The sequence below is a fragment of the Mycobacterium sp. IS-1264 genome (genome assembly GCF_001954195.1).
Classification (GTDB): domain Bacteria; phylum Actinomycetota; class Actinomycetes; order Mycobacteriales; family Mycobacteriaceae; genus Mycobacterium.
In genome coordinates this window covers 34,054-57,852 of record NZ_MBES01000044.1, presented here as the reverse complement: position 1 = coordinate 57,852, position 23,799 = coordinate 34,054, and the positions used below count along the sequence as shown (strand labels likewise).

The 23,799-nt window shown below is 69.8% G+C and carries 21 protein-coding genes; 4 read left to right on the top strand and 17 right to left on the bottom strand.

Going from position 1 to position 23,799, the window contains the following annotated elements; all coding sequences use genetic code 11:
* Positions 1-46 precede the first annotated feature (46 nt).
* Positions 47-1,255 carry a DNA polymerase III subunit delta' gene (locus A5744_RS07780; RefSeq protein ID WP_076059874.1) on the bottom strand — a complete coding sequence of 403 codons (1,209 nt, stop codon included), beginning with the start codon at positions 1,253-1,255 and terminating at the stop codon, positions 47-49.
* A 98-nt stretch (positions 1,256-1,353) separates the two neighbouring features.
* Between A5744_RS07780 and A5744_RS07775 the strand changes: the two genes are divergently transcribed.
* The gene (locus A5744_RS07775; protein ID WP_139329389.1) at positions 1,354-3,024 is read left to right on the top strand and encodes an adenylate/guanylate cyclase domain-containing protein; all 1,671 of its coding nucleotides are present in this window, start codon (positions 1,354-1,356) and stop codon (positions 3,022-3,024) included.
* Positions 3,025-3,033: 9 nt separating this feature from the next.
* On the opposite strand, the gene topA is transcribed toward A5744_RS07775, so the two are convergent.
* The 3 genes from topA to cspA form a co-directional block, all read right to left on the bottom strand.
* Positions 3,034-5,823: a type I DNA topoisomerase gene (gene topA, locus A5744_RS07770; protein ID WP_076059815.1), complete on the bottom strand. Its 2,790-nt coding sequence runs from the start codon at positions 5,821-5,823 to the stop codon at positions 3,034-3,036.
* 194 nt (positions 5,824-6,017) lie between these two features.
* Positions 6,018-6,608 (bottom strand): hypothetical protein, encoded by a 591-nt coding sequence (locus A5744_RS07765; RefSeq protein ID WP_076059813.1) that lies wholly within the window; start codon positions 6,606-6,608, stop codon positions 6,018-6,020.
* A gap of 158 nt (positions 6,609-6,766) precedes the next feature.
* Positions 6,767-6,970 carry a cold shock protein CspA gene (gene cspA / locus A5744_RS07760; RefSeq protein ID WP_007166602.1) on the bottom strand — a complete coding sequence of 68 codons (204 nt, stop codon included), beginning with the start codon at positions 6,968-6,970 and terminating at the stop codon, positions 6,767-6,769.
* 247 nt (positions 6,971-7,217) lie between these two features.
* Here cspA and A5744_RS07755 point away from each other — a divergent pair, with 247 nt between their 5' ends.
* Together A5744_RS07755 and A5744_RS07750 are read left to right on the top strand one after the other, a co-directional pair.
* Positions 7,218-9,521, top strand: a complete 2,304-nt coding sequence (locus tag A5744_RS07755; protein ID WP_076059871.1) for a DEAD/DEAH box helicase — start codon at positions 7,218-7,220, stop codon at positions 9,519-9,521.
* 263 nt (positions 9,522-9,784) lie between these two features.
* Positions 9,785-10,822: a PAS domain-containing protein gene (locus A5744_RS07750; protein ID WP_076059812.1), complete on the top strand. Its 1,038-nt coding sequence runs from the start codon at positions 9,785-9,787 to the stop codon at positions 10,820-10,822.
* Here A5744_RS07750 and A5744_RS07745 read toward each other — a convergent pair.
* From A5744_RS07745 to ssd, 7 genes are read right to left on the bottom strand one after another with little or no spacing between them, the layout of a single operon-like run.
* Positions 10,819-11,115, bottom strand: coding sequence for an Rv3654c family TadE-like protein (locus A5744_RS07745; protein ID WP_083679233.1), 297 nt, complete (start codon positions 11,113-11,115; stop codon positions 10,819-10,821). The genes A5744_RS07750 and A5744_RS07745 overlap by 4 nt on opposite strands.
* 31 nt (positions 11,116-11,146) lie before the next feature.
* On the bottom strand, positions 11,147-11,449 hold the full coding sequence (locus A5744_RS07740; protein WP_076059810.1) for a TadE family type IV pilus minor pilin: 303 nt from the start codon (positions 11,447-11,449) through the stop codon (positions 11,147-11,149).
* A 23-nt stretch (positions 11,450-11,472) separates the two neighbouring features.
* A complete protein-coding gene (locus A5744_RS07735) occupies positions 11,473-11,664 on the bottom strand; it encodes a DUF4244 domain-containing protein (protein WP_076059867.1) in 192 nt (63 codons plus the stop codon).
* Between the two features lie 39 nt (positions 11,665-11,703).
* The gene (locus A5744_RS07730) at positions 11,704-12,294 is read right to left on the bottom strand and encodes a type II secretion system F family protein (protein ID WP_205866295.1); all 591 of its coding nucleotides are present in this window, start codon (positions 12,292-12,294) and stop codon (positions 11,704-11,706) included.
* Positions 12,291-13,091: a type II secretion system F family protein gene (locus tag A5744_RS07725; RefSeq protein WP_076059808.1), complete on the bottom strand. Its 801-nt coding sequence runs from the start codon at positions 13,089-13,091 to the stop codon at positions 12,291-12,293. The genes A5744_RS07730 and A5744_RS07725 overlap by 4 nt, the downstream gene beginning before the upstream one ends.
* Positions 13,088-14,326, bottom strand: a complete 1,239-nt coding sequence (locus A5744_RS07720; protein ID WP_139331278.1) for a TadA family conjugal transfer-associated ATPase — start codon at positions 14,324-14,326, stop codon at positions 13,088-13,090. The genes A5744_RS07725 and A5744_RS07720 overlap by 4 nt, the downstream gene beginning before the upstream one ends.
* Positions 14,323-15,369 carry a septum site-determining protein Ssd gene (gene ssd, locus A5744_RS07715; protein WP_240562996.1) on the bottom strand — a complete coding sequence of 349 codons (1,047 nt, stop codon included), beginning with the start codon at positions 15,367-15,369 and terminating at the stop codon, positions 14,323-14,325. The genes A5744_RS07720 and ssd overlap by 4 nt, the downstream gene beginning before the upstream one ends.
* 495 nt (positions 15,370-15,864) lie before the next feature.
* On the opposite strand from ssd, the gene A5744_RS07705 reads away from it, so the two are divergent.
* Positions 15,865-16,728: an HAD-IB family hydrolase gene (locus A5744_RS07705; protein ID WP_076059804.1), complete on the top strand. Its 864-nt coding sequence runs from the start codon at positions 15,865-15,867 to the stop codon at positions 16,726-16,728.
* A gap of 484 nt (positions 16,729-17,212) precedes the next feature.
* Here the strand turns inward: A5744_RS07705 and A5744_RS07695 are convergent, their stop codons facing one another.
* The 6 genes from A5744_RS07695 to A5744_RS07670 all read right to left on the bottom strand — a co-directional run bounded on the left by A5744_RS07695 (position 17,213) and on the right by A5744_RS07670 (position 23,714).
* Positions 17,213-17,983, bottom strand: coding sequence for an oxidoreductase (locus A5744_RS07695; protein ID WP_076059802.1), 771 nt, complete (start codon positions 17,981-17,983; stop codon positions 17,213-17,215).
* Between the two features lie 11 nt (positions 17,984-17,994).
* Positions 17,995-19,626, bottom strand: coding sequence for an ABC transporter ATP-binding protein (locus A5744_RS07690; RefSeq protein WP_076059800.1), 1,632 nt, complete (start codon positions 19,624-19,626; stop codon positions 17,995-17,997).
* Entirely contained in the window at positions 19,605-20,480 is an 876-nt protein-coding gene (locus A5744_RS07685; protein WP_076059799.1) for an ABC transporter permease, read from the bottom strand. Before A5744_RS07685 ends, A5744_RS07690 begins: the two co-directional genes overlap by 22 nt.
* The gene (locus A5744_RS07680; RefSeq protein ID WP_076059797.1) at positions 20,473-21,399 is read right to left on the bottom strand and encodes an ABC transporter permease; all 927 of its coding nucleotides are present in this window, start codon (positions 21,397-21,399) and stop codon (positions 20,473-20,475) included. The genes A5744_RS07685 and A5744_RS07680 overlap by 8 nt, the downstream gene beginning before the upstream one ends.
* A gap of 1 nt (position 21,400) precedes the next feature.
* Positions 21,401-23,035 (bottom strand): ABC transporter substrate-binding protein, encoded by a 1,635-nt coding sequence (locus A5744_RS07675; protein ID WP_076059862.1) that lies wholly within the window; start codon positions 23,033-23,035, stop codon positions 21,401-21,403.
* A 124-nt stretch (positions 23,036-23,159) separates the two neighbouring features.
* Positions 23,160-23,714, bottom strand: a complete 555-nt coding sequence (locus tag A5744_RS07670) for a DUF4232 domain-containing protein (protein WP_083662641.1) — start codon at positions 23,712-23,714, stop codon at positions 23,160-23,162.
* Between the last annotated feature and the right edge of the window lie 85 nt (positions 23,715-23,799).

Genomic DNA, 23,799 nt, shown 5'->3' with positions numbered 1-23,799 from the left:
GCACGAGTCTACGGCAGGCAGACAAGCGCACCCAACTCGCCGGAACTCAATCGCGCAGTTCCTGGCCGATGGTCGCGACCATGGCGTCGACCGCGAACTTGGGTTTGACGTTGATCGCCAGCGCTTCACGGCATTCGAGGACGGCCTCGATGCAGCGCAGCAACCGCTCGGGCGTGGCGTGGGCGGCCAGCGCCCCCACCCGCGCGGCCATGTCCGGGTGGTTGGCCCGCACGGCGCCCGCATTCGCCGAGACCACCAGCGCGTCGCGGAAGTAGGTCGCCAGGTCGATCAGCGCCCGGTCCAGCGCGTCGCGCGACGCGCGGGTCTGCCGCGACTTCTGCCGTCGCTCCAGGTCCTTGAGAGCGCCTGTGGCCCCGCGCATCGCCGATGCGGTGCCCTTCCCCGAGCCACCGGCGCCGAGCGCCGTGCGCAGCTCTTCGGTCTCGGCCTCGGCGCGATCGGCGGTCAGCACGACGGCCTCGGTTTCGGCCGCGGCCACCAGCTCCTCGGCGGCCTCGTAGGCGCGCGACGGGGTCGCGGCGTCGCGGACCAGTCCGAGCGCCCGCTCGCGCCGCTGCCGGGCCTCGGGGTCGGTGGCCAGCCTGCGCGCCCGCCCCACGTGACCGCCGCTGACCGACGCGGCCCAGTTCGCGGTGTCGGCGTCCAGGCCGTCGCGCTCGATCAGCACGCGCGCGATGGCCTCGGTCGACGGGGTCACCAGCGCGACGTGCCGGCAGCGCGACCGCAGCGTGACGGCGATGTCCTCGGGGTCCACCGACGGCGCGCACAGCAGGAATACCGTCGACGGCGGCGGTTCCTCGACGACCTTCAGCAAGGCGTTGGCCGCGCCTTCCGTGAGCCGGTCGGCGTCCTCGATGACCACGATCTGTCGATGCCCGGTGGTGGGGCGGCGCGACGCGATCTGCACGATCGCCCGCATCTCGTCGACGCCGATGGACAGGCCCTCGGGGATCACCCGCCGCACGTCGGCGTGGGTGCCGGCCATCGTCGTCGTGCAGGCCCGGCAGCGGCCGCAACCCGGCTCGCCGTCGGAGGTGCACTGCAACGCTGCGGCGAAGCACAGCGCCGCGACCGACCGCCCGGAACCCGGCGGGCCGGTGATCAGCCACGCGTGTGTCATAGTCCCGTCGCCGGCGGGGCTGTGGTCCAGGTCACCGCGTGCGGCCCGGGCGGCGGCGAGCAGCGCGGCCTCCACCGCCTCCTGGCCCACCAGCCGTGTAAACACTCCGGACATCACCGGCAACACTAATGACGCCGACCGACGGATACCGATCGGCCACCAAACCGCGACAATTCCGTTATGTTTCGCGGCGTTTGGCCAGCACCGGGCGACTGGCCGAGGGGTTTATAGGTTTCCAACAAGTCCGTGCCGACCGATACGGTGGGTTGGTGGCAACCGAGGCAGCACTGCCCGGGCGAATCAGCGCGTTCGTCCGGTGGGTGGTGCGCACCCCGTGGCCGCTGTTCGCGTTGAGCATGTTGCAGGCCGACATCATCGGCTCGCTCTTCGTGTTGGGCTTCCTGCGCTATGGCCTGCCGCCGCAGGACCGCATTCAACTGCAGGATCTGCCGACGGTCAACCTGGCCATCTTCGCCAGCTCGTTGGTCGTGTTGTTCCTCGTCGGTGTCGTGGTCAACCTGCGGCTGCTGGTGCCGGTTTTCCGCTGGCAGCGCCGCGACAACATGCTCGCCGAGGCCGACCCGGCCGCCACCGAGCTGGCGCGCAGCCGCGCGCTACGCATGCCCTACTACCGCACGTTGAGCACCATCGTGTACTGGTGCATCGGCGGCGTGGTGTTCATCGTCGCCAGCTGGTCGGTGGCCCGCTACGCCGCACCTGTGGTCGCCGTCGCGACCGCGCTGGGAGCCGCGGCGACCGCGATCATCGGCTACCTGCAGTCCGAGCGGGTGCTGCGGCCGGTGGCGGTCGCCGCCCTGCGCAGCGGGGTCCCGGAGAATGTCAAGGCTCCCGGCGTCATCCTGCGGCAGATCCTGAGCTGGATGCTGTCCACCGCGGTGCCGCTGCTGGCCATCGTGCTCGCGGTGGTGGCCGACAAGGCGTCGCTGCTGCACGCCGCGCCGGAGAGTCTGTTCAACCCGATCCTGCTGCTGGCGCTGGCGGCGCTGGGCATCGGGCTGGTCAGCACGCTGTTGGTGGCGATGTCGATCGCCGACCCGCTGCGCCAGCTCCGCTGGGCGCTGTCGGAGGTGCAGCGCGGCAACTACAACGCGCACATGCAGATCTACGACGCCAGCGAATTGGGTTTGCTGCAAGCGGGTTTCAACGACATGGTCCGCGACCTGTCCGAGCGGCAGCGGCTGCGCGACCTGTTCGGTCGCTACGTCGGCGAAGACGTCGCCCGCCGGGCACTGGAGCGCGGCACCGAGTTGGGCGGGCAGGAGCGCGACGTCGCGGTGCTGTTCGTAGACCTGGTCGGCTCGACGCAGCTGGCCGCCACGCGCCCGCCTGCCGAGGTGGTCCATCTGCTCAACGAGTTCTTCCGCGTGGTGGTCGACACCGTGGGCCGGCACGGCGGGTTCGTCAACAAGTTCCAGGGCGACGCGGCGCTGGCGATCTTCGGCGCGCCGATCGAGCACCCGGACGCATCCGGCGGCGCGCTGGCGGCCGCGCGTGAGCTGCACGACGAACTCCTGCCGGTGATCGGGTCCGCGGAGTTCGGCATCGGGGTGTCGGCCGGTCGGGCCATCGCGGGTCACATCGGGGCGCAGGCCCGCTTCGAATACACCGTGATCGGCGATCCGGTCAACGAGGCCGCGCGGCTTACCGAGCTGGCCAAGCTCGAGGCCGGGCACGTGCTCGCGTCGGCGATCGCGGTCAGCGGCGCGCTGGACGCGGAAGCCCTGTGCTGGGATGTCGGGGAGGTCGTCGAGCTGCGCGGGCGCGCCGCACCCACTCAGCTGGCCCGGCCGCTGCAGCTCGCCACTCCGGCCGAAGACACACCGGAGCGCGCGTCCGAAGAGGTATCCAGCGAGATCATGTGACCCGCCGGATTAGCTACGCCTGGCGGCCTTCTTCGCCGGCGACTTGCGCGCCCGCGACGCCTTCCTGGCGGGCCGCTTCGCCGGGCCACGGGCCCGCCGGTCGGCCAGCAGTTCGGCGGCGCGCTCGTCGGTGATCGACATGACGTCGTCGCCCTTGCGCAGGCTGGCGTTGGTCTCGCCGTCGGTGACGTAGGGCCCGAATCGGCCGTCCTTGACGACCATCGGCTTGCCCGACGCCGGGTCGGTCCCCAGCTCCCGCAGCGGCGGCGCCGAAGCGCTTTGGCGCCCAGAACGTTTCGGCTCGGAGTAGATCTTCAACGCCTCGTCGAGCGTGATCTCGAAGATCTGGTTCTCGCTCGTCAGCGAGCGAGAATCGCTGCCGCGCTTCAGGTATGGGCCATAGCGCCCGTTCTGCGCGGTGATCTCCTCGCCCGATTCGGGATCCACTCCGACGACGCGGGGCAGCGACAGCAGCTTCAGCGCATCCTCGAGAGTGACCGTCTGCAGATCCATGCTGCGCAACAGCGATCCCGTCCGGGGCTTGGGGCCGGTGGGCTTCTTGCCCTTCTTGGGGGGCTCGCCATTGGTGTCGGCCGGGGGCTCCGGCAGGATCTCGGTCACGTACGGCCCGTAGCGACCGTCCTTGGCGACGATCTCGTGGCCGGTGTCCGGGTCCACCCCGAGCACCCGTCCCTCTTGCGGCGTGGCGAACAGCTCCTCGGCGACCTCCAGCGTCAGCTCGTCGGGCGTCAGGGAGTCGTTGAGATTGGCCCGCTGCGGCGTCGGCTCGCCGTCGTCGCCGGTGATCGTGCGCTCCAGGTAGGGGCCGTTCTTGCCGACCCGGACGTAGACGGGGCGGCCCTGCGCGTCGTCAAACAGCTTGATGGAGTTGACTTCTCGAGCGTCGATGCCTTCGAGGTTGACGCCGACGAGCTTCTTCAGGCCACCGGAGCGGGCGATCGACTCCGGCACGCCGTGGTCACCGCCGAAGTAGAAGTTGTTCAGCCACGTGGTGCGCTGCTCGTTGCCCGAGGCGATCTCGTCGAGCTCGTCTTCCATCGCCGCGGTGAAGCCGTAGTCGACGAGCCGGCCGAAGTGTTGCTCCAGCAGACCGGTTACGGCGAACGCGACCCACGAGGGCACCAGGGCGCTGCCCTTCTTGTGCACGTAGCCGCGGTCCTGGATGGTCTTGATGATCGACGAGTACGTCGACGGGCGCCCGATGCCCAACTCCTCGAGCGCCTTGACCAGCGAGGCCTCGGTGTAGCGCGCCGGGGGGTTGGTGGCGTGACCGTCGGGGGTGAGCTCCAGCGCGTCCAGCCGCTGCCCCTCGGTGAGGTGCGGCAGCCGCCGCTCGGCGTCGTCGGCCTCGCCGCCGGCCAGCTCGTCGACGGTTTCCACGTACGCCTTGAGGAAGCCCGCGAACGTGATGGTGCGCCCGGTCGCGGAGAACACCACCTGCCGCTCGCCCGCGGTGCCGGCGATCCGCAGGCTCAGCGTGGTGCCGCGCGCGTCGGCCATCTGCGAGGCGACCGTGCGCTGCCAGATCAGTTCGTAGAGGCGGAAGTCGTCGCCGTTGAGTTCGTGGCGCACCGCGTCCGGGGTCGCGAACGTCTCCCCGGCCGGACGGATTGCCTCGTGCGCCTCCTGGGCGTTCTTGACCTTGCGGGTGTACTGGCGCGGCGACGGGGAGACGTATTCCTCGCCGTAGAGCTGGCGGGCCTGGGTCCGCGCGGCGTTGATCGCCGACTCCGACAGCGTCGTGGAGTCGGTACGCATATAAGTGATGTAGCCGTTCTCGTAGAGCCGCTGGGCGATGCTCATCGTGCGCTCCGCGGAGAAGCGCAACTTGCGGCCGGCCTCCTGCTGCAGCGTCGACGTCATGAACGGCGGGTAGGGGCGCCGCGTGTAGGGCTTCTCCTCGACCGACGCCACGCTCAGCTGCCCGCCGCGCAGCCCGGCGGCCAGCTCGGTCGCCTGCGCCTCGTCGAGCACCACGACCTCGTCGGCCTTGCGCAGCGCGCCCAGCGAGTCGAAATCGCGGCCGGTGGCCACGCGCAGCCCGTCGACGTTGGTCAGCCGGGCGATGAAGGTGGGCGGCTGGGCCTGCGGGTCGGACACGCTGGCGTCCAGCTTGGCGATGACGTCCCAGTAGGCGGCGCTGCGGAACGCCATCCGGTCGCGCTCGCGCACGACGATGATGCGGGTGGCCACCGACTGCACCCGGCCCGCCGACAGCTTCGGCGCGACCTTCTTCCACAGCACGGGGCTGACCTCGTAGCCGTAGAGCCGGTCCAGGATGCGGCGGGTTTCCTGCGCGTCGACGAGGTCGATGTCCAGGTCGCGCGGGTTCTCGGCGGCCTCGAGGATGGCCGGCTCGGTGATCTCGTGGAACACCATCCGCTTGACCGGGATGCGGGGTTTGAGGGTTTCCAGCAGGTGCCAGGCGATGGCTTCGCCTTCGCGGTCGCCATCCGTGGCCAGATAGAGTTCGTCGACGTCCTTGAGCAGGCCCTTCAGCTCGGTGACGGTGCTCTTCTTCTCCGGGCTGATGATGTAGAGCGGTTCGAAGTCGGCGTCGACGTTGACCCCGAGCCGGGCCCACGGCTCGGACTTGAATTTGGCCGGAACGTCGGCGGCGGCGCGGGGCAGGTCGCGGATGTGGCCGCGCGAGGACTCGACGATGTACCTCGAGCCCAGGTAGCTGGCCAGTTTGCGCGCCTTAGTCGGCGACTCGACGATGACAAGTCGCCGCCGGCTCCCATTTCCGCTGGTGCCGCGGTCTTCTTCGTCAGCCAACTGCGCTTACGCTCCATCTCTTGTCCCGGCCCCCCTGCGGGACCGCCCTGCAGGAAGAATGACAGGCCGGCTTCCGAAATTCCGATGAAATTCAGATACGCCAGCGTTCCTTCGCCTGCGGGCACCTGACAATTTCGCACCCTTGGGTGGGCCGATGCAAACCGACTCCCCGAGACGCGGGCCCAATCTAGCCGCTAAATCCGCGGCCACACCGACAACGCGGCGGCGTCATTCGGGGGTTCCCCCACGTTCTCTACCAGTCGCGACAGCCGCCGACGGCCGCTGATCCGAAGCGCGGGCCGGCCGCGGCGGGTGCCGATCAGCGTCGGCGCGATCCCGACCCGCATCAGAGCCGACGCCAGCGGCGAATGGGTGTCCGGCGCGTGCGGGTCGAGCCCGAGAAGATAGTGGTCACCTTCGGGCGCGCCGGCCGCCAGCGTCCATGCCCGCAGCTCGCGCGGCCCGGGGAGCCAGCGCGGCGGGACGGTCTTGACCGCCCCGCGCGTCCACTCGGCGGCCATCGAGGTCAACGACGGGTTGACGGCCGTCCTTACCAGCGGGGTGTTCTCGTCGGTGCGGCCGATCTCGGGGACCAACCCCGCCTCGCGGATCATCTCGGCCAGCGCGGTAGCGCGCCACAGCTCATCCACGACCACGGAAAGCCGGGCACCCTGGACGTCCGGGGCACCGACCATCACGATCTGCCCGGAGGCTGCCAGCACCCCGGAGAGATCGGCGACCGCGGGCGGCACCGACTCCGCTGTGAAGAAGGAAAGCTGGCTCACGCTAACCGACAGTAGGCCAGGTCGCCCGCCCACGCGTTGAGGTTGGCGGTGAGCCGGGAATCCGCGGGCTTTCCACAGCGATGGAGGTAGAAAGAAAACCCCCCGCCTGGCCCGTAAAACGGGACTGTACGGGGGGTTTCCGTCGTGAATCCGCTCAGTTAGACGGAACGGACTCCGGTGGCCTGGGGGCCCTTAGGGCTGTGGCCGATCTCGAACTCGACCTTCTGGTTTTCTTCGAGGGTGCGGAAGCCCGAACCCTGGATCTCCGTGTAGTGGACAAAAACATCTGCGGATCCGTCTTCGGGTGCAATGAACCCGAAGCCCTTCTCCGCGTTGAACCACTTCACAGTTCCCTGTGGCATCTCTCGATCTTTCCTTTTCTTCTGGATGCGGGGCGCCGCCTTTCGATGCCCCGGGCCGAGTACGACCGCCATACCTCGCGTAGTCGCCGGAACTTCACCCGACCTATAACCTCGCAGGAACCGCGGCCGCAACGTTGTTCCTGCGAAAGTGTGACACGAACACAGAAGCTGCGACCGCAAACAGTCAACCATGTTCATCGCGTCGGCGACAGACTTGTGTCGCGGGCTGATTCTTGGAGGGCATGAGGTGGCGAGTTTCGGCAGTGACCTGCTGGCCGCCGCGCTCGCCGGTACCGCGGCGGGCGAGCATCCGCTGCGCCACGTCGCCGAGCTGCCGGCGCGGGGCGGCCGGCGGCAGGGCTGGCCGGACTGGGCCGAGCCCGACGTGGTGCGCGCATTCGCTGATCGCGGTGTCACATCCCCCTGGTCGCACCAGGTCCGCGCCGCGGAACTGGCCCACGCGGGGCGTCACGTGGTGGTGAGCACCGGCACCGCGTCGGGCAAGTCGCTGGCCTACCAGCTTCCGGTCCTCAACGCGCTGGCCACGGATCCGCGGGCCCGCGTGCTATACCTGTCGCCGACCAAGGCGCTCGGCCACGATCAGTTGCGCGCCGCGCACGCCCTGACGACGGCCATTCCCCGGCTGCGAGACGTCGCCCCCACGGCCTACGACGGCGACAGCCCCGCCGAGGTGCGCCGCTTCGCCCCCGAGCGCTCGCGCTGGCTGTTTTCCAATCCCGACATGATCCATTTGTCGATACTGCGCAACCACGCGCGCTGGGCCGTCCTGTTGCGCGGCCTGCGCTTCGTCATCGTCGACGAATGCCATTACTACCGTGGGGTTTTCGGCTCGAACGTGGCCATGGTGCTGCGCCGGCTGTTGCGGCTGTGCGCACGCTACTCATCGGCGCCCACGGTGGTGTTCGCCAGCGCGACGACGGACTCGCCGGGCGCGACGGCCGCCGAACTCATCGGCCTTCCGGTGGAGGAGGTCACCGAAGACGGTTCACCCCAGGGCGCCCGCACGGTGGCGTTATGGGAGCCCGCGCTGCGGGCCGACGTGACCGGCGAGAACGGCGCCCCGGTGCGGCGCTCCGCGGGGGCCGAGGCGGCACGCGTGATGGCCGATCTGATCGCCGAGGGGGCGCAGACCCTGACGTTCGTCCGGTCGCGCCGCGCGGCGGAACTGACGGCGCTCGGCACCCGGGCGCGGCTGGACGACATCGCGCCGGGGCTATCGCCGACGGTGGCGTCGTATCGGGCGGGCTATCTCGCCGAGGACCGCAGCGCGCTCGAGCGCGCACTGGCCGAGGGCCGGCTGCGCGGCCTGGCCACCACCAACGCGCTGGAGCTGGGCGTCGACATCGCCGGGCTGGACGCGGTGGTGCTCGCCGGATTTCCCGGGACCGTGGCCTCGTTCTGGCAGCAGGCCGGACGGTCGGGCCGGCGCGGGCAGGGCGCGCTGGTGGTGCTGATCGCCCGCGACGACCCGCTGGACACGTATCTGGTCCACAACCCCGCCGCGCTGCTGGACAAGCCCGTCGAACGGGTGGTGATCGACCCCGCCAACCCCTACATTCTCGGACCCCAACTCCTTTGTGCCGCAACCGAACTGCCGCTAGACGACGCCGAGGTGTCCGATTTCGGTGCGGTGGAGGTGGCCTCGGGATTGGTCGACGACGGGCTGCTGCGCCGCCGCAACGGCAAGTACTTCCCCGCGCCGGGGCTGGAGCCCCACGGTGCGGTGGATATCCGCGGCTCCGCGGGTGGGCAGATCGTCATCGTGGAGGCCGACACCGGTCGGCTGTTGGGCAGCGTCGGGGTGGGCCAGGCGCCGGCCTCGGTCCACCCGGGGGCGGTGTACCTGCACCAGGGCGAGAGCTACGTCGTCGATTCGCTGGACACCGACGACGCGATCGCGTTCGTGCACGCCGAGGATCCCGGGTATGCCACTTTCGCCCGGGAACTCACCGACATCGTCGTCACGGGCAGCGGGGAGCGGTTGGAGTTCGGGCCCGTCGTCTTGGGTGTGGTGCCAGTCAGGGTCACCCATCGGGTCGTGGGCTACCTGCGTCGCCGGCTTTCCGGAGAAGTCATCGACTTCGTCGAACTGGACATGCCGGAGCACACGCTGGACACCACCGCGGCGATGTACACCATCACGCCGGAAGCGTTGCACCGCAACGGCATCGACGCACTGCGGATTCCCGGATCGCTACACGCGGCCGAGCACGCCGCCATCGGCCTGCTGCCCCTGGTGGCCAGCTGCGACCGCGGCGACATCGGCGGCATGTCGACCGCGGTCGGTCCCGACGGCCTGCCCAGTGTGTTTGTCTACGACGGCTACCCGGGCGGCGCGGGATTCGCCGAACGCGGCTTCCGCCGGGCGCGCACCTGGTTGGGAGCGACCGCCGCCGCCATCGAGGCCTGTGAATGCGCGACGGGATGCCCGTCGTGCGTGCAGTCCCCCAAATGCGGCAACGGCAACGACCCGCTGGACAAAGCGGGTGCAATCCAGGTGCTGCGCCTCGTGCTGGCGGAGTTGCCCTAAGCGTCGCGTGGGCCGATCCGCGGGACGGCGACCGACCCCTCAACGGTCGACCTCCACGGATGGCATCGCGACGGCCGCGCCGAGGGCACATTTCCTTTTTGCTAAAGAAATGCCTGTACGCCAATTACACGCGCGGCGAATGCCAGAAGCTACCAAGGCTGCGCTGGGATTTGCAAATTCGCCGGCCACCCGGCGACCGGCGGTTGCCTTCATAACCGGCGCTGGGAACCAAGGGCCGCCCGCACCGCCGTAAAATCGAGCGCATGGCCCACGACTGGTTGCTCGTGGAGACGCTGGGGGACGAACCCGCTGTGGTGGCGCAAGGGCGCCAACTCAAAAATCTCGTCCCGATCACGACGTTCCTGCGCCGCAGTCCCTCGCTGTCCGCGGTTCGGACGGCGATAACCGAGTCGGTGCAGACCGGTCAGAGCCTCACCAGCATCACCCCCAAGCGCGATCGGGTCATCCGCACCGAGCCGGTGCTGATGTCCGATGGCCGCATGCACGGTGTGCACGTGTGGACCGGCCCCGCCGATATCGAACCCCCCGAGCGGCCGGTGCCGGGCCCGTTGAAGTGGGACCTCACCCTGGGCGTGGCGACCGACACCCGGGAGTCGCTGGCCAACAGCGGCAAGAACCCCGACGTCGAGGTCACCTTCGGCAGAGCTTTCGCGGAAGACCTTCCGTCGCGTGCCCTCAATCCCAACGAAACCAAGGTGCTGGCCATGGCGGTGCGGGCGAAGCCGGGCCAAACGCTGTACAGCACATGGGATCTCACCGATTGGCAGGGAAACCCCGCCCGGATAGGATTCGTCGCGCGCACCGCGCTGGAACCGGGGCCGGACGGCCGGGATCACCTGATCGCGCGAGCGATGAACTGGCGTGCCGACCTCAGGGGTCCGTCGGTATCCGCCGACGATCTGGCGCAGCGGATCCTCAACGGACTGGCGCAGGCCGGTGTCCACCGCGCACTCGTCGACCTGCACAACTGGACGCTGCTGAAGTGGCTCGACGAGCCCTGCACCTTTTACGACTGGCGGGGCAGCGACACGGACCGGCCCAGGGTTCACCCCGACGATCAACCCCTGATGTCCGCCATGACAAAGGAATTCGCCGACGGCCCGACCAGCCGCGTGCTTCGGATGCGCGGTCACGACGCCGATTGGGTGCCCGTGCACGTCACTGTCAACCAGGTGGAGCTCGAACCCGATATCTTCGCCGGACTGGTTTCACTGCGGTTGCCCACAGACGAGGAAATCGCCGCCGCCGGATTGCCTCCAGCCCAAGCCGACACGACCTAAGGCTCTGACACCGGGCCCGCCCGAGCGGCCGCCCGCGCCGGGCCGGCAAAGGCGACGGCGACCTGGACGGTGACGACGACATCGAGATCGTCCGCCCCGCACTGCACACCGTCGACCCGCATTTCGCGGGCCACCGCCGTCGCCCGCGCGCACGCGGCCTCCACTCCGGACGGCATCCGTGCCGCGGCGGCCAACGCGGCGAGATCCGCGGCCGCCTGCGCGCGGTGACGCGCCACCACCGCCGAGCCCACGTACGCGCCGGCGCCCGCGACACACAACAGCACCGCAACCATCGCGGCCGCGAGGACGGTCGCCGAGCCCCGATCATCGCCCGGACTCCGCCGCGGCGACCGCTTTCGCAGAAATATCCAACGCGGGCAACAGTTTTGACCGAGCGACCACGGTAGCGACCAGAAAATCGCCGTCTCGGCGCACCTGGATCCGGGCGGCCGCCGGTGCGATGCGGCGAGCGGCGTCGACGGCCGAGCGTTCGTCACCGCGCGCGGCCAGCCGGGCGGCCTCGCGCGCCGCGTCGACGCAGCGCACCTGCATCGACACCGCGGACAGACCTGCCAGACACAGCACCAACACCACGACCAACGCCGCGATCGCCAGCGCCGCTTCCACGGTGCTCGCGCCGTCACACCCGGCTAAACCTTGGTATTGAGGGCTCGACCGATGATGTTGGTCAGCGCCGACACGATGGAATCGCCGGTGACGACGGTGTAAAGAATCGCGCCGAACGCGGCCGCCGCGACTGTCCCGATGGCGTATTCGACCGTGGACATGCCCGACTCGTCGGCCGCCAAGACCGAAATGCGGGCCACGAGCACGCGAAACATGTTGACCACCAATGCATCCTCTCTTCTGCGATGTCACTTTCACAGCAAGCCCGACTGGAAAACATCGCCGGCCAGCCCGGCCACCACCGGCACGATTCCGAGGCACACGAAGGCCGGCAGGAAGCACAGTCCGAGCGGCCCGGCGATCAAGACCCCGGCCCGCTCGGCGGCGGCGGTGGCCGCGTGCGAGGCGTCCTGCCGAGACTGGTCGGCCAAGTCCTCGACGCCGTCGGCCAACGCGGCACCCGAGGCTGCCGAACGCCGCGCCAGCCGCAGCAAGGCATCGGTCTGCGCGTCGACCTCCGCGGCCCGCAGGTCGGGCGGGATCGCCCATGCCACAAAGGGATCCGCGCCCAGTGCCAGGAGATCGGCGGCTCTGCGCAACACTCGGGCCAGCTTCGGTGGCGCGGACGCGGCGGTGGCCGCCGCGGCGGTCGACACCGCCATGCCCGCGCCCAGGCACGCAGCCAACACGTCGAGGCTAGATGCGACCGCCAGCGGGTCCGCTCCTGGTTCGGCCCGCGACCGCGGCCGAGGGGCGGGCGACGGCGTCCCCGCCCGCGCCCGAACCACCGACGGTCCGGGCCCGATGCATAGTGCCAGGGCGAGCAACACCGCCGCGGTGCTCATGCCACGACCCGAGCTGTGATCCGGTCCGACCACAACAGCCCGATGCACCCCAGCGTCACCCCGACCACCAGCAGCCACCCGCCGCCATGCCCGCTGAGCAGAAATTCGACCGGCCGGGCCCCGATCAGCTGACCGAGGAGCACGCCCAGCAGCGGCAACCCCGCCAGTATGGCGGCGGTGGCCCGCGCCCCGGCCATGCCCGATGCCGCCCGCGCCGAGAACCGTTGCCGCTCGGCGATATCGCGCTGCGCCGTCCGCATCAGGGTGGCTATCGCCAACCCGTGGTCGTTGGCCAATTGCCAGCACACCGCGAGCCGATTCCAGTGCGTGGACTGAGCCGATGATCGCGCCGCGGCGCGCAGGCCGGCCGCGACGTCGGCGCCCAATCTGGCCCGCGCCGCCACGGCGCGCAACGACCCGGCGACGGCGCCGGCGGTTTCGTCGGCGGCCACGCGGAACGCATGCACCGGATGCGAACCCACCCGCAATTCGCCGACCAACACATCGAGGGCGGCCTCCATCGTGCGACCTTCGTCCGTCGCGAGCCGCACGCGGCGCCGCCGGCGGTAACGCAGGCCCGCCGTTGCGCCGGCCGCCGCGACGGCGAGGACAGTCGTCAGTGGCAGCAGGACGGCGGCGGCTACCGCGGCACACGCCATGGCGACGCCGGCCCCGCCCGTACCGACCCTCACTCGCCGGCCGGGCGGCGGCGCGGTGGCGAGCCGGCGCCGCGGGGACGCCGGAAAGACCAAGAGCGCGAACGACATCAGCAGCGCGGGCGCGACCGGACTATTCATTCGCGCCGCTCCTCCTCATCGCTTCGTCCCCCGCAAGCGGGAGGTGCCCCCACTGCATCGTCGCGGGCGCGACATGCCGGCGTCCGGGCGCGGAGCATGCGGTGCAGGTCCTCGGCGTCGTCGGTCATTCCCCGGTCCGCGTGCCACACCGTGACCGCCCGAACCCGGCCGTCGACGTGGCGCAGCGTGGCGATCTCGGCGAGCCTGCGCTTGCCGGCGCGATCCCGGGCGACATGCAGCAACACCTGGACCGCCGCGGCCAGTTGGCTGTGCAGAGCGGCCCGCTCCAGACCGCCGAGCGCCCCCAACGCCTCCAGCCGGGCGGGAACCTCGCCGGGGTTGTTGGCATGCACCGTGCCGGCCCCGCCGTCGTGGCCCGTGTTCAGCGCGGCCAGCAGGTCCACCACTTCGGCGCCCCGCACCTCCCCGACCACGATGCGATCGGGCCGCATTCGCAGCGCCTGCCGGACGAGTTGGCGTAGCGGAACCTCGCCGACGCCCTCGACGTTGGCGCACCGCGCGACCAGCTTGACCAGATGCGGATGTCGGGGCGCCAGCTCGGCGGCATCCTCCACGCACACGATCCGCTCGGCCGGCGACACGGCGCTCAGCATCGCCGCCAGCAGGGTCGTCTTCCCCGCTCCCGTCCCGCCGCACACGAGGAAGGCCAACCGGGCGGCGATGATGTCGGCGACCAGCGCGGCGGCCCGGGGCTCGATCGCGCCCGCCGCGGCAAGCGCCGCCAAATCCTGTGTGGCCGGCCGCAATACCCGCAGCGACAAGCAGGTCCCTCCGGCGGCGACGGGCGGCAGCACCGCGTGGAGCCGCACCGCGAACCCGCCGGCACCGATGCCGGTCAGCTGCCCGTCCACCCAGGGCTGCGCGTCGTCGAGCCGCCGGCCGGCGGCCAGGGCCAGACGCTGCGCCAGCCGCCGCACCGCCGCCTCGTCGGCGAACCGGATCTGGCTGCGCCGCAAGCCGTTTCCGTCGTCGACCCATACCGCGTCGGGCGCGGTGACCAAGACGTCGGTCGTGCCGTCCGCGCACAACAACGGTTCGAGGATGCCGGCACCGGTGAGCTCGGTCTGCAGCACACGAAGATTGGCGAGAACCTCGGTATCACCGAGCACCCCGTTGGATTCGGCCCGAATCGCGGCGGCCACCACGTTGGGCCGCAGCGGGGCGGACTCCGCCGCCAACCGCTCGCGCACCCGGTCGATCAGCGAGCCGCTCACGCCGCCCTGCCCTGAGCACCCGAGCCCGCACGCGGCAGCACGGCAAGCACCCGGCGAGCCGCGACCGCGAGCGCGGATCGCCGCCCCGGGCGCAGACCGCCTTGCTCAACCCGCCCCGCGAGTTGGGGCTCGGCCCTCATCGACGCCAGCAGCGGCAAGCCGGCAATATCGGCGACCTCGGCCGCGCGCAATCCCCCCGGCGACGGTCCCCGCACGACCAGCCCGACATTCGGATTGATCGCGGCAAGCACCGGGGCGATCGCCGCGGTCGAAGCGCACGCCCGCACTTCGCACGGGCTGACGACGACCACGAGATCGGCGGCGTAGAGCGCCGCTTGGGCCGCATCAGTGAGGCGGCGGGGAAGATCGCACACCACGGTGACTCCCCCGCGGCGACCGGCATCGACGACGGCCTCGACCGGCGCCGCGTCCAATTCGCAGGAGCGCCGCGTTCCCGACAGCATGCTGATTCCGCGATGTCGCGGCAGGGCATCGCGCACGGCCGACCAGTTAAGCCGTCCGCCCTGCAGTGCCAGATCGGGCCACCGCAGACCCGGCGCGGTCTCGCCGCCCATCAGCAAATCGATGCCGCCGCCCCAGGGATCGAGGTCCACCAAAAGCGCGTCGCTGGCGGCCAGGGCCACGGCGGCGGCCAGCAAAGACGCACCGGCCCCACCGCACCCGCCGATCACGGCCAAGACCTCGCCGCGCGGCCCGTCCTCACGCGCCGATTCGCCGGCCTCGGCGAGGTTGCGGATCAATTCATCTTCCTGCGCAGGCATCCGCAGCACATGCTGGGCGCCGACGGCGATGGCTGCCATCCACGTCGCCGCCGTGGGTTCGGCGGCGGTCAACACGTTGACGTGTGCGCGCCGCGGAAGCGCCGTCTGCGCGCATCGATCGGCCGCCGCCGCGTCGAGCACCACCGCCGCGGCGGCCGACCACGTTTTCCTACTCACTACGGCACCGCCGACATGGACCACCCGAACTCCGACCGCGGCGGCCACCCGGTCGAGTTCTTCGCGCAACTCCGCATCGGTCAGCGCCGCCAGCACGCCGGCCGACCCCGGCGACACGACGCGGGTATTTGCAGTCACCCACTCACCGTGCGCGGCCATGACCTTGGGACACCAGTGCCAAACCCGGATTTGTGGAGAGAGACGCAAGTGTGCACAAAGGCGTTGCCCAACGCGCGCTCAGCTTACGGATCACCCGGTCCCCGCAACGCGCACCGGGCCGCGCCAATCGCGCGGAACGACCGAATTTTTTACCCCAGAAAAGGGACGACCCCCGCCAGGGGGGGAGGAGGCGAGGGTCGTCGTGTATCAGCCCCGGGGGGTCGGGCTGATACACCCTCGGCTCAGGCCGAGTACTGCTTACTATACACATGACAGTGCGCATTAACGCAATAGCTTCTTCTATCCGAAAAACACGTTGAGCCGCAAAAACACCGGCGGTCCCGCCCGCCACACGTCGCCGAAGCGCCGATTTGAATGCAGGGCCGCCGCCCGGTCGGAGCGTCGACATATGCTAGGCGGGTGACCGTCTTCGACCCGGCCGCGCACCAGCAAACTTCACGGCAAACGTCGGCGACCGCCGCCACCCACGCCCGCACGGCCGCCTTCTTCGACCTCGACAAGACGATCATCGCCAAGTCCAGCACACTGGCGTTCAGCAAACCGTTCTTCGCTCAGGGACTGCTCAACCGTCGCGCCGTGCTCAAGTCCAGCTACGCCCAGTTCATCTTTCTGCTCTCCGGTGCCGATCATGACCAGATGGACCGGATGCGCACTCACTTGGCCAATATGTGCACCGGCTGGGACGTGGCTCAGGTCAAGTCGATCGTCAACGAAACGCTGCACGACATCGTGACTCCCCTGGTGTTCGCGGAGGCCGCGGACCTGATCGCCGCCCACAAGTTGTGCGGCCGTGACGTCGTGGTGGTCTCGGCCTCCGGGGAGGAAATCGTTGCGCCGATCGCGCGGGCCCTGGGCGCAACGCATGCGATGGCGACCCGGATGGTCGTCGAGGACGGCAAGTACACCGGCGAGGTGGCGTTCTACTGCTACGGCGAGGGCAAGGTACAGGCGATTCGCGAGCTCGCCGCCCGCGAGGGCTACCCGCTAGAGCACTGCTACGCCTATTCCGACTCGATCACCGACCTGCCGATGCTCGAGGTCGTCGGCCATCCGAGTGTGGTCAACCCCGACCGCGGGCTGCGCAAAGAAGCCACCGATCGCGGTTGGCCCGTGCTGATGTTTTCCCGGCCGGTGTCCCTGCGGGACCGAATTCCGGCGCCGTCGGGCGCGGCGATCGCAACCACCGCCGCGGTGGGAATCAGCGCGCTGGCCGCCGGGGCAGTTACCTACTCGTTGTTGCGCCGCTTCGCGTTCGAGCGCTGAGGTGCCCCGCCCGCGATGCGCGCCGGCGGGCCCACAGCAAACACCTCAAGCACCCCGTCCGGTGTCACTTCGCAACATTCGCGGAATTGGGCCTTGCTGTGCTAAGGCTCCAGTAGTACAAATGGAACCACGGAAGCCCGGTGAGGCCTAGGTCGATCCGGAAGAGAAGGTTCGATCTCCCGATCCGGGCGCCCAGCACGGTACCCGGCACCCACGCGGAGTCATAGCCGCGATAATGGCAGAAGTGTTGCGGGCCTGCGTAATTGCGAAAAGCGGATGGTGTCGACGGCCCTTTGGGTGGGGTTGCAGCCGGAAGCGTCGCAAGATCGCCGAGGCCACCCACGCAGCCCAGATATGCACGCTTGGTAACCGGGTTCCGTGCTAGCGGGCGGCGGACCGAATATTTCGGGACGTCGCCCGCTCTACATTTATTCGGACGAATTATCCACCGCCGTTTTGCGGCCCCCTGGCTACCGATTGGAAGCTATCGATTCGGCAGCGATTCGGCGATCGACAGCGCCTCTTGCGCGCCGGCCTGCATCGCCCGGCAACACAGCACCAGCCAAGCGCCCACCCCCTCCGGCGTGCCGTCGGCGAACCGCTGCGCGGCCCCGCGGTAGTCCGCCGGCTGGCGCATCCAACTCACCTCGGGCACACCGAGTCCGTGGGGATCCAGGCCGCTCGCGATCGTCACCAGCCGCGACACCGCCCGGGCCACCACGCCGTCCGCACTGCCGAATGGCTTGAGCGTCAGCAGCTCTCCGTGTGCGACCGCGGCGACCACCGGCGCGGGAGCCCGTGAGCGGCCGGTCACCAAATCCGCCAGCAGCTCCAGCCGGGGGCCAACCTCGCCGTCGGCCCGCGGGCGACCCAGCCGATCGTCGTCGACCAGGTCCGCCGCCGCCAGCATGTGCAACCGGGCCAGCGCCTGCAGCGGCGCTCGTTCCCACACGCCGACCAGGGCACCCCCGCCGCCCTCCAGCGCCTGGGCCACCCGCAGCGCTCCGCCGAACACCGGATCACCGGCCGCCGGCCCGTCTGGTGCAGCCGCCGCCAGGTCCTCCAGCCGCACCGGCCCGCCGTCGAGCACCGACGAGGCGCGCGCGGACCGCAACGCCGCCTCGGCGGCGGTCACCGGCCAGCGCCGCAGATTCGCGGGGTGGCGGTGGGCCCGGCCCAGCGCGTCGCGGGCTCGGTCGCTCGCCTCGGCGACGCCGGGGAGCTCCATGAGCGGGGCCAGCGGGTCAGCCGTCACAGGTTGCCAACCTAGCGCGGCGGCGCCGGCGCGCGCGGAATGGCCTCCAGCAACTGACGGGTGTACTCGTGACCCGGCCGAGCGAACAGCTCCTCGGTGGGTGCTCGCTCCACCACCCGGCCCGCCCTCATCACCAGGACGTCGTCGGCGAGCTGCCGGATGACCGCCAGGTCGTGGCTGATGAACAGGTAGGCCAGGCCGAGTTCGGCCTGCAGCTGGGCCAGCAGCTCGAGTATCTGCGCCTGCACCAGGACGTCGAGCGCAGACACTGCCTCGTCGCACACCAGTACCTCGGGCCGCAGCGCCAGCGCCCGCGCGATCGCGACCCGTTGCCGTTGACCGCCGGACAGCTCGCGGGGCAGCCGCCCCAGCACCGACGACGGCAGGGCCACCTGGTCGAGGAGCTCGCGGACCGCGCGCCGGCGCTGCCCGCGGTCGCCCACCTGGTGGATCCGCAACGGCTCCTCGATGGTGCGAAACACCGAATACATGGGATCCAGGCTGCTGTATGGGTTTTGGAACACGGGCTGCACTCGCCGGCGAAACGCCATCGCCGCGTCCCGGTCCAGGGTGTCGGCGACGCGGGTGCCGTCGAACACCACCGAGCCCGACGTGGGTTGCAGCAGGCCGAGCACCATCCGCGCCACCGTCGATTTGCCCGAGCCCGACTCCCCGACGATCGCCAGGGTGCTGGCCCGTCGCAGGCGAAACGACACGTCGTCGACGGCGCGGAACTCGCCCCGCCGCCACGGTGCGCCACGCGACTCCCGGTAGACCTTGGTCAGCTCGGACGCCACCATGATGTGCTCGCCATCCGCGGGCCGGCTTCGGGGGCTGCGGGCCGTGAGCGACGGGGCCGCGGCCACCAACCGCCGGGTGTACTGGTGCCGCGGGTCCCGCAGGATCACCTGTGCCGCACCCGATTCCACCACGACGCCGCGATGGACCACGACCACACGCTCGGCGCGTTCGGCGGCCAGCGCGAGGTCGTGGGTGATCAGCAGCAGCGCGGTGCCCAGCTCGTCGGTGAGGCGCTGCAGATGGTCGAGCACCTGCCGCTGCACGGTCACGTCCAGAGCCGACGTCGGCTCGTCGGCGATGAGCAACTGCGGCCGGCCGGCCAAACCGATGGCGATCAGGGCGCGTTGACACATGCCACCGGACAGCTGATGCGGGTAGCGGCCGGCCAGCTTCGCCGGCTCGGGCACGCCGGCCTCGGCGAGCAGTTCCAGCGCGCGCCGCCGCGCCCCACGGTCATTCGTGTTGGCCCGCAACGCTTCCCGGATCTGAAAGCCCACCTTCCAGACCGGGTTGAGGTTGGTCATCGGATCTTGCGGCACGTATCCGATGGAGCGCCCACGGATCGATTGGAGCAACCGGCGATCGGCCTTCCGATCAAACGACGTGATGTCGCGACCGTCGAACATGATGCGTCCGGCCGTGATTCGCCCGCCCGGCGGAAGCAAGCCGAGGACGGCGGCGGCCGTGGTGGATTTGCCGGATCCGGATTCGCCCACCACCGCGACGGTCTGCCCGCGCGCCACCGTCAGATCGACTCCGCGCACGGCGGCGTGGTCACCGAACGTGACTTCCAGACCCTCGACGGATAACAACGCTTCGTTCACGCTCGCACCGCCCGCGATGACGGATCCAGGGCGTCGCGCAGCGCGTCACCCATCATCATGAACGCCAGCACCGTAATCGCCAGGGCGCCGGCCGGATAGAACAGTATCGGCGAGCCGGACCGCAGCCGGCTCTGCGCCAGGTTGATGTCCCCGCCCCAGGACACCACCGAGGTAGGCAATCCGACGCCGAGGTAGGACAACGAGGCCTCGGTGACGATGAAGACGCCGAAGGCAAGGGTGGCCACCGCGAAAACGGGGCCCAACGCATTGGGCAGCGCATGCCGGAGCAGGATCTGGAAGTCGCTCAGCCCCAAGGCCTTCGCCGCGAGAACGTAATCGCTTGACCGCGCCTGCAGCACGGCGCTGCGTGCGATCCTGGCCACCTGCGGCCAGCCGAACACGGCCAGGATGACGATCACCGTCCACACCCGGCGGTGGTGCAAGACGCCCATGAGCACGATGGCGGCCAGCAGCAGGGGCAATCCGAAGAAGATGTCGCTGATCCGCGAGACCACGGCGTCGATCCAGCCGCCGTAGAAGCCGGCCAGCGCGCCCAGCGCCCCGCCGACCAGAAAGACGAGCATGGTGGCCCCCAGCCCCACCATCACCGAGGCCCGCGCCCCGTAGACGGTGCGCGCGTAGATGTCGTGGCCCTGCAAGTCGGTGCCGAACCAGTGCGCGCCCGACGGGGGAAGCAGGCTCTGGCTGGGATCGGCATAGGTGGGATCGATGCCGGTGAACCACTCGGGGAAGATCGCGACGACGACGATGACGACGATCAGCGCGGCGGCGACGACGAACTTCGGGCGCCGGCGCAGCGTGCGCCAGGTGTCGCGCCAGAAACCGTGATGGATCGGGATGTGTTCAGCCATAGCGGATCCGGGGGTCGAGGGCGGCGTAGAGCAGGTCCACCACCAGGTTGGCGACCAAATACACGAGCACCAGCACCGTCACGATGGACACCACCGTCGGCGCCTCCTGTCTGGTGACGGCCTGAAACAACACGCCGCCGACACCATGGATGTTGAAGATGCCTTCGGTGACGACGGCCCCGCCCATCAGTGACCCCAGGTCGGCGCCGAGGAAAGTCACCACCGGGATCAGCGAGTTGCGCAGGATGTGCACCGTCACGACGCGCGGTCGCGACAGTCCCTTCGCGGTGGCGGTGCGCACGTGATCGGCGTGCGCGTTGGCGGCCACCGCGGATCGGGTCAACCGCACCACATACGCGAACGACACCGAACCCAAAACGATCCCGGGCAGCAGCAGCCGGGCGAAGGTCGCCCGCTCACCCACCGTTACCGGCGCGATCCCGAGCCGAACGCCGAACACGAATTGCGCGAGGAAGCCGAGGACGAAGATCGGAATCGCGACGATGACGAGGCCGGTGAGCAGGACCGTGGCATCGAAGATGCCGCCCTGACGCAGCCCGGCGACAACGCCGAACCCGACCCCCAGCACCGCTTCCACCGCCACCGCGATCAGCGCCAGTCTGATGGTGATCGGAAACGCATGCGCGAGAACGGCACTGACCGGCAGCCCGGAAAACGACCGGCCCAGATCGCCGTGCAGCACACCGCCCAGATAGCGCAGGTACTGCACGATGAACGGGTCGTCGAGGTGGTAGCGGGCACGAAGCGCCGCCGCGACCGCCGGGGTCAGCGGGCGGTCTCCCGCCATCGCCGCCACCGGATCACCGGGCAGCAGGAAAACCATGCCGTAGATCAACAGCGTGGCGCCGATGAAGACCGGCACCATGATGGCGATGCGGCGCGCGATGTACCAGCCCATCTCAGCCCTTCACGATGTTCTCGTAATCGGGCAGGCCGTTCCAGGCGACTCCGACGCTTTTGACCTGCGTCGACCAGCCCACCACGCCGACGTTGTCCCACAGCTCCACAACGGGCATGTCGTGGAACAGGATTCGCTGCGCGTCGTTGGTCATGGCATTGGACTGCGGCAATGTAGGGGCGGCCTCGGCGGCCGCGAGCGCCGCATCGAACTCGGGGTTGGAGTAACCCACATCGTTGGACCCAGCCCCGGTGGCGAACAGCGGGGCAAGGAATTCGATCATGGACGGGTAGTCGCCCTGCCAGGCGGCACGGAACGCGGTCGCGATGCTGTGATTGGTGATCTGCGTGCGGAATCCGGCGAAGGTCGGCTGCGGTGCGCCGGCCGCGTCGATGCCCAGCACGTTCTTGATGCTGTTGGCCACCGCGTCCACCCATTCCTGGTTCCCGGCGTCGGCGTTGTACGCGATCACGTACTGTCCACTCCACTGCGAGATCGCGTTGGCCTGTGCCCAAAGTTGGCGCGCGCGACCGGGATCGAAGTTCAGCACCTCGTTGCCCGGGAGGTTGGGATCGAAGCCCGGCAACGATCTGGCGGTGAAATCGCGCGACGGAGTGCGGGTGCCCAGGAAGATCTGCTGGCATATCTGCTGCCGGTTGACGGCGGCCGATAGCGCGAGCCGGCGCAGCCGCCCTTCCTCGCCGCCGAAATGCGGCAGCCGCAGCGGCGTGTCGAGGCTGTGTTTGACCGCGACCGGTCCGCTGGTGACGTTGTTGCCTAGGTCGCGTTTGTAGATCGGCAGCGCGCTCGGCGGAATCGTGTCCAGGACATCGAGATTGCCCGACAGCAGGTCGGCGTACGCGGTGTCCAGGTTGGCGTAGAAGTCGAATCGCAGGCCGTTGTTGCGGGGCTTGCGGTTGCCGTGATAGTCGGGGTTGGGCCGCAGGTCGATCTTGACGTCGTGCTCCCAGGCGGGCCCGTCCGGGCTGTCGGCGAGCCGGTACGGTCCGTTGCCGATCGGGTTGCGGCCGAACGCCGCCATATCGCGGAACGCCGCGTCGGGCAGCGGGTAAAACGCGCTGTGGCCCAACCGCAAGGTGAAGTCGATGGTCGGCGCCTTGAGGCGCACGCGGAACTCGAGATCGTTGACCACCTGCAGCCCGGACATGGTGGTGCGCCCGGGGGCCGGCTTGCCGTCGCCGGTCGTCCCGGAGACCTCGTCGAACCCGGCGATCGGGCTGAAAAAGCTTTGCTGCAGTTGGGCATTGGTGCTCAGCGCCCCGTAGTTCCACGCGTCGACGAACGAGTGGGCGGTCACCGCCGAGCCGTCGGTGAATTTCCATCCTGGTTTGAGGACGACGCGGTAGTTGACGTAGTCCGTCGTCTCGATCGATTGGGCAACCTCGTTCGCGGGGTTTCCGGCGGCGTCGTAGGACACCAGCCCGGCGAAGAGCCGGTCGATGATCCTTCCGCCGTTGCTGTCGTTGGTACTGGTCGGGATCAGCGGGTAGGGCGGCTCCCCGCCGTTCACCACCACCAGATCGGGGCTCAGCATTCCGCCGCCGCAACCCGATGCGACCACCAGCGTCCAGGCGGCCAGCGTCGCCACCGCGGTCCGGTACTTGGCAGCGCTGATCACGATTCCCGCAATCGGATTGGTCGTCTCGCCGAGGGGTCACGACACGATAATCGGTTGGCCGCCGATACGTCAACGCTGCCGGACGACCGCATCAGCGAAATGACTTACGCCACAAGGTGTTTCAAGACGATTGACCGACGGTGATGGGGTGGATCTGCAGCGCGCAGGCGTCGATGCCGGCAGGCACGGTGAACACCTGGACGATGTCGGGAGGGCTGACGGCCAGGTCGGTGTAGGTGGGACAGGGGTTGCCGCCGGCGTCGACCGCCATGCCCTCCAGGATCGCCTGACCCTGTTGGGACAACGACAGGGTGACGGGCTGCGGCGCGTCGATGCCGGCCGGCAATCCGCCCATGTATCCGCGTGGTGTGGGTTCGGCGTGAAGGGGCGGACCGCCATTGCCGGCGTCGACGCCGGGGTAGCCGGTGAGCGTGCACGGCTCCGCGCCGCCCGCGAGGCTGAAGATCAGCGCCAGCGAGCGGTGACCCACGGCGCCCTGGGCCGGCGAGGCGCTGACGGCGACCTGCTCGGACCAGCACGGCGTGGGCTGGTCGCCCGTCTCGACCGGCGCCGCCCACGCGGGCGCCCCCAGCAGCGTGGCGGCCGCGCAGTTCGATGCCACCACGACGATGCTGGGGACTCCTCGGCGACGGCGCCGCCCGGCAGGTCCCGGCACACCGGTGATTATGCGTTACGCGGGCATGCGTTGGGATTGGATTGGAGCGCGGCGGTTCAACTCGCGGGGCTAGGCTCACTGACGG

Bases quoted from the DNA above. Each gene is read 5' to 3' on its own strand.
- A5744_RS07685 (WP_076059799.1), bottom strand. From the start codon at position 20,480: ATGGCTGAACACATCCCGATCCATCACGGTTTCTGGCGCGACACCTGG.
- A5744_RS07725 (WP_076059808.1), bottom strand. From the start codon at position 13,091: ATGAATAGTCCGGTCGCGCCCGCGCTGCTGATGTCGTTCGCGCTCTTG.
- A5744_RS07780 (WP_076059874.1), bottom strand. From the start codon at position 1,255: ATGTCCGGAGTGTTTACACGGCTGGTGGGCCAGGAGGCGGTGGAGGCC.
- A5744_RS07750 (WP_076059812.1), top strand. From the start codon at position 9,785: ATGGCCCACGACTGGTTGCTCGTGGAGACGCTGGGGGACGAACCCGCT.
- A5744_RS07730 (WP_205866295.1), bottom strand. From the start codon at position 12,294: ATGAGCACCGCGGCGGTGTTGCTCGCCCTGGCACTATGCATCGGGCCC.
- A5744_RS07745 (WP_083679233.1), bottom strand. From the start codon at position 11,115: ATGGTTGCGGTGCTGTTGTGTGTCGCGGGCGCCGGCGCGTACGTGGGC.
- A5744_RS07680 (WP_076059797.1), bottom strand. From the start codon at position 21,399: ATGGGCTGGTACATCGCGCGCCGCATCGCCATCATGGTGCCGGTCTTC.
- cspA (WP_007166602.1), bottom strand. From the start codon at position 6,970: ATGCCACAGGGAACTGTGAAGTGGTTCAACGCGGAGAAGGGCTTCGGG.
- A5744_RS07735 (WP_076059867.1), bottom strand. From the start codon at position 11,664: ATGTTTCGCGTGCTCGTGGCCCGCATTTCGGTCTTGGCGGCCGACGAG.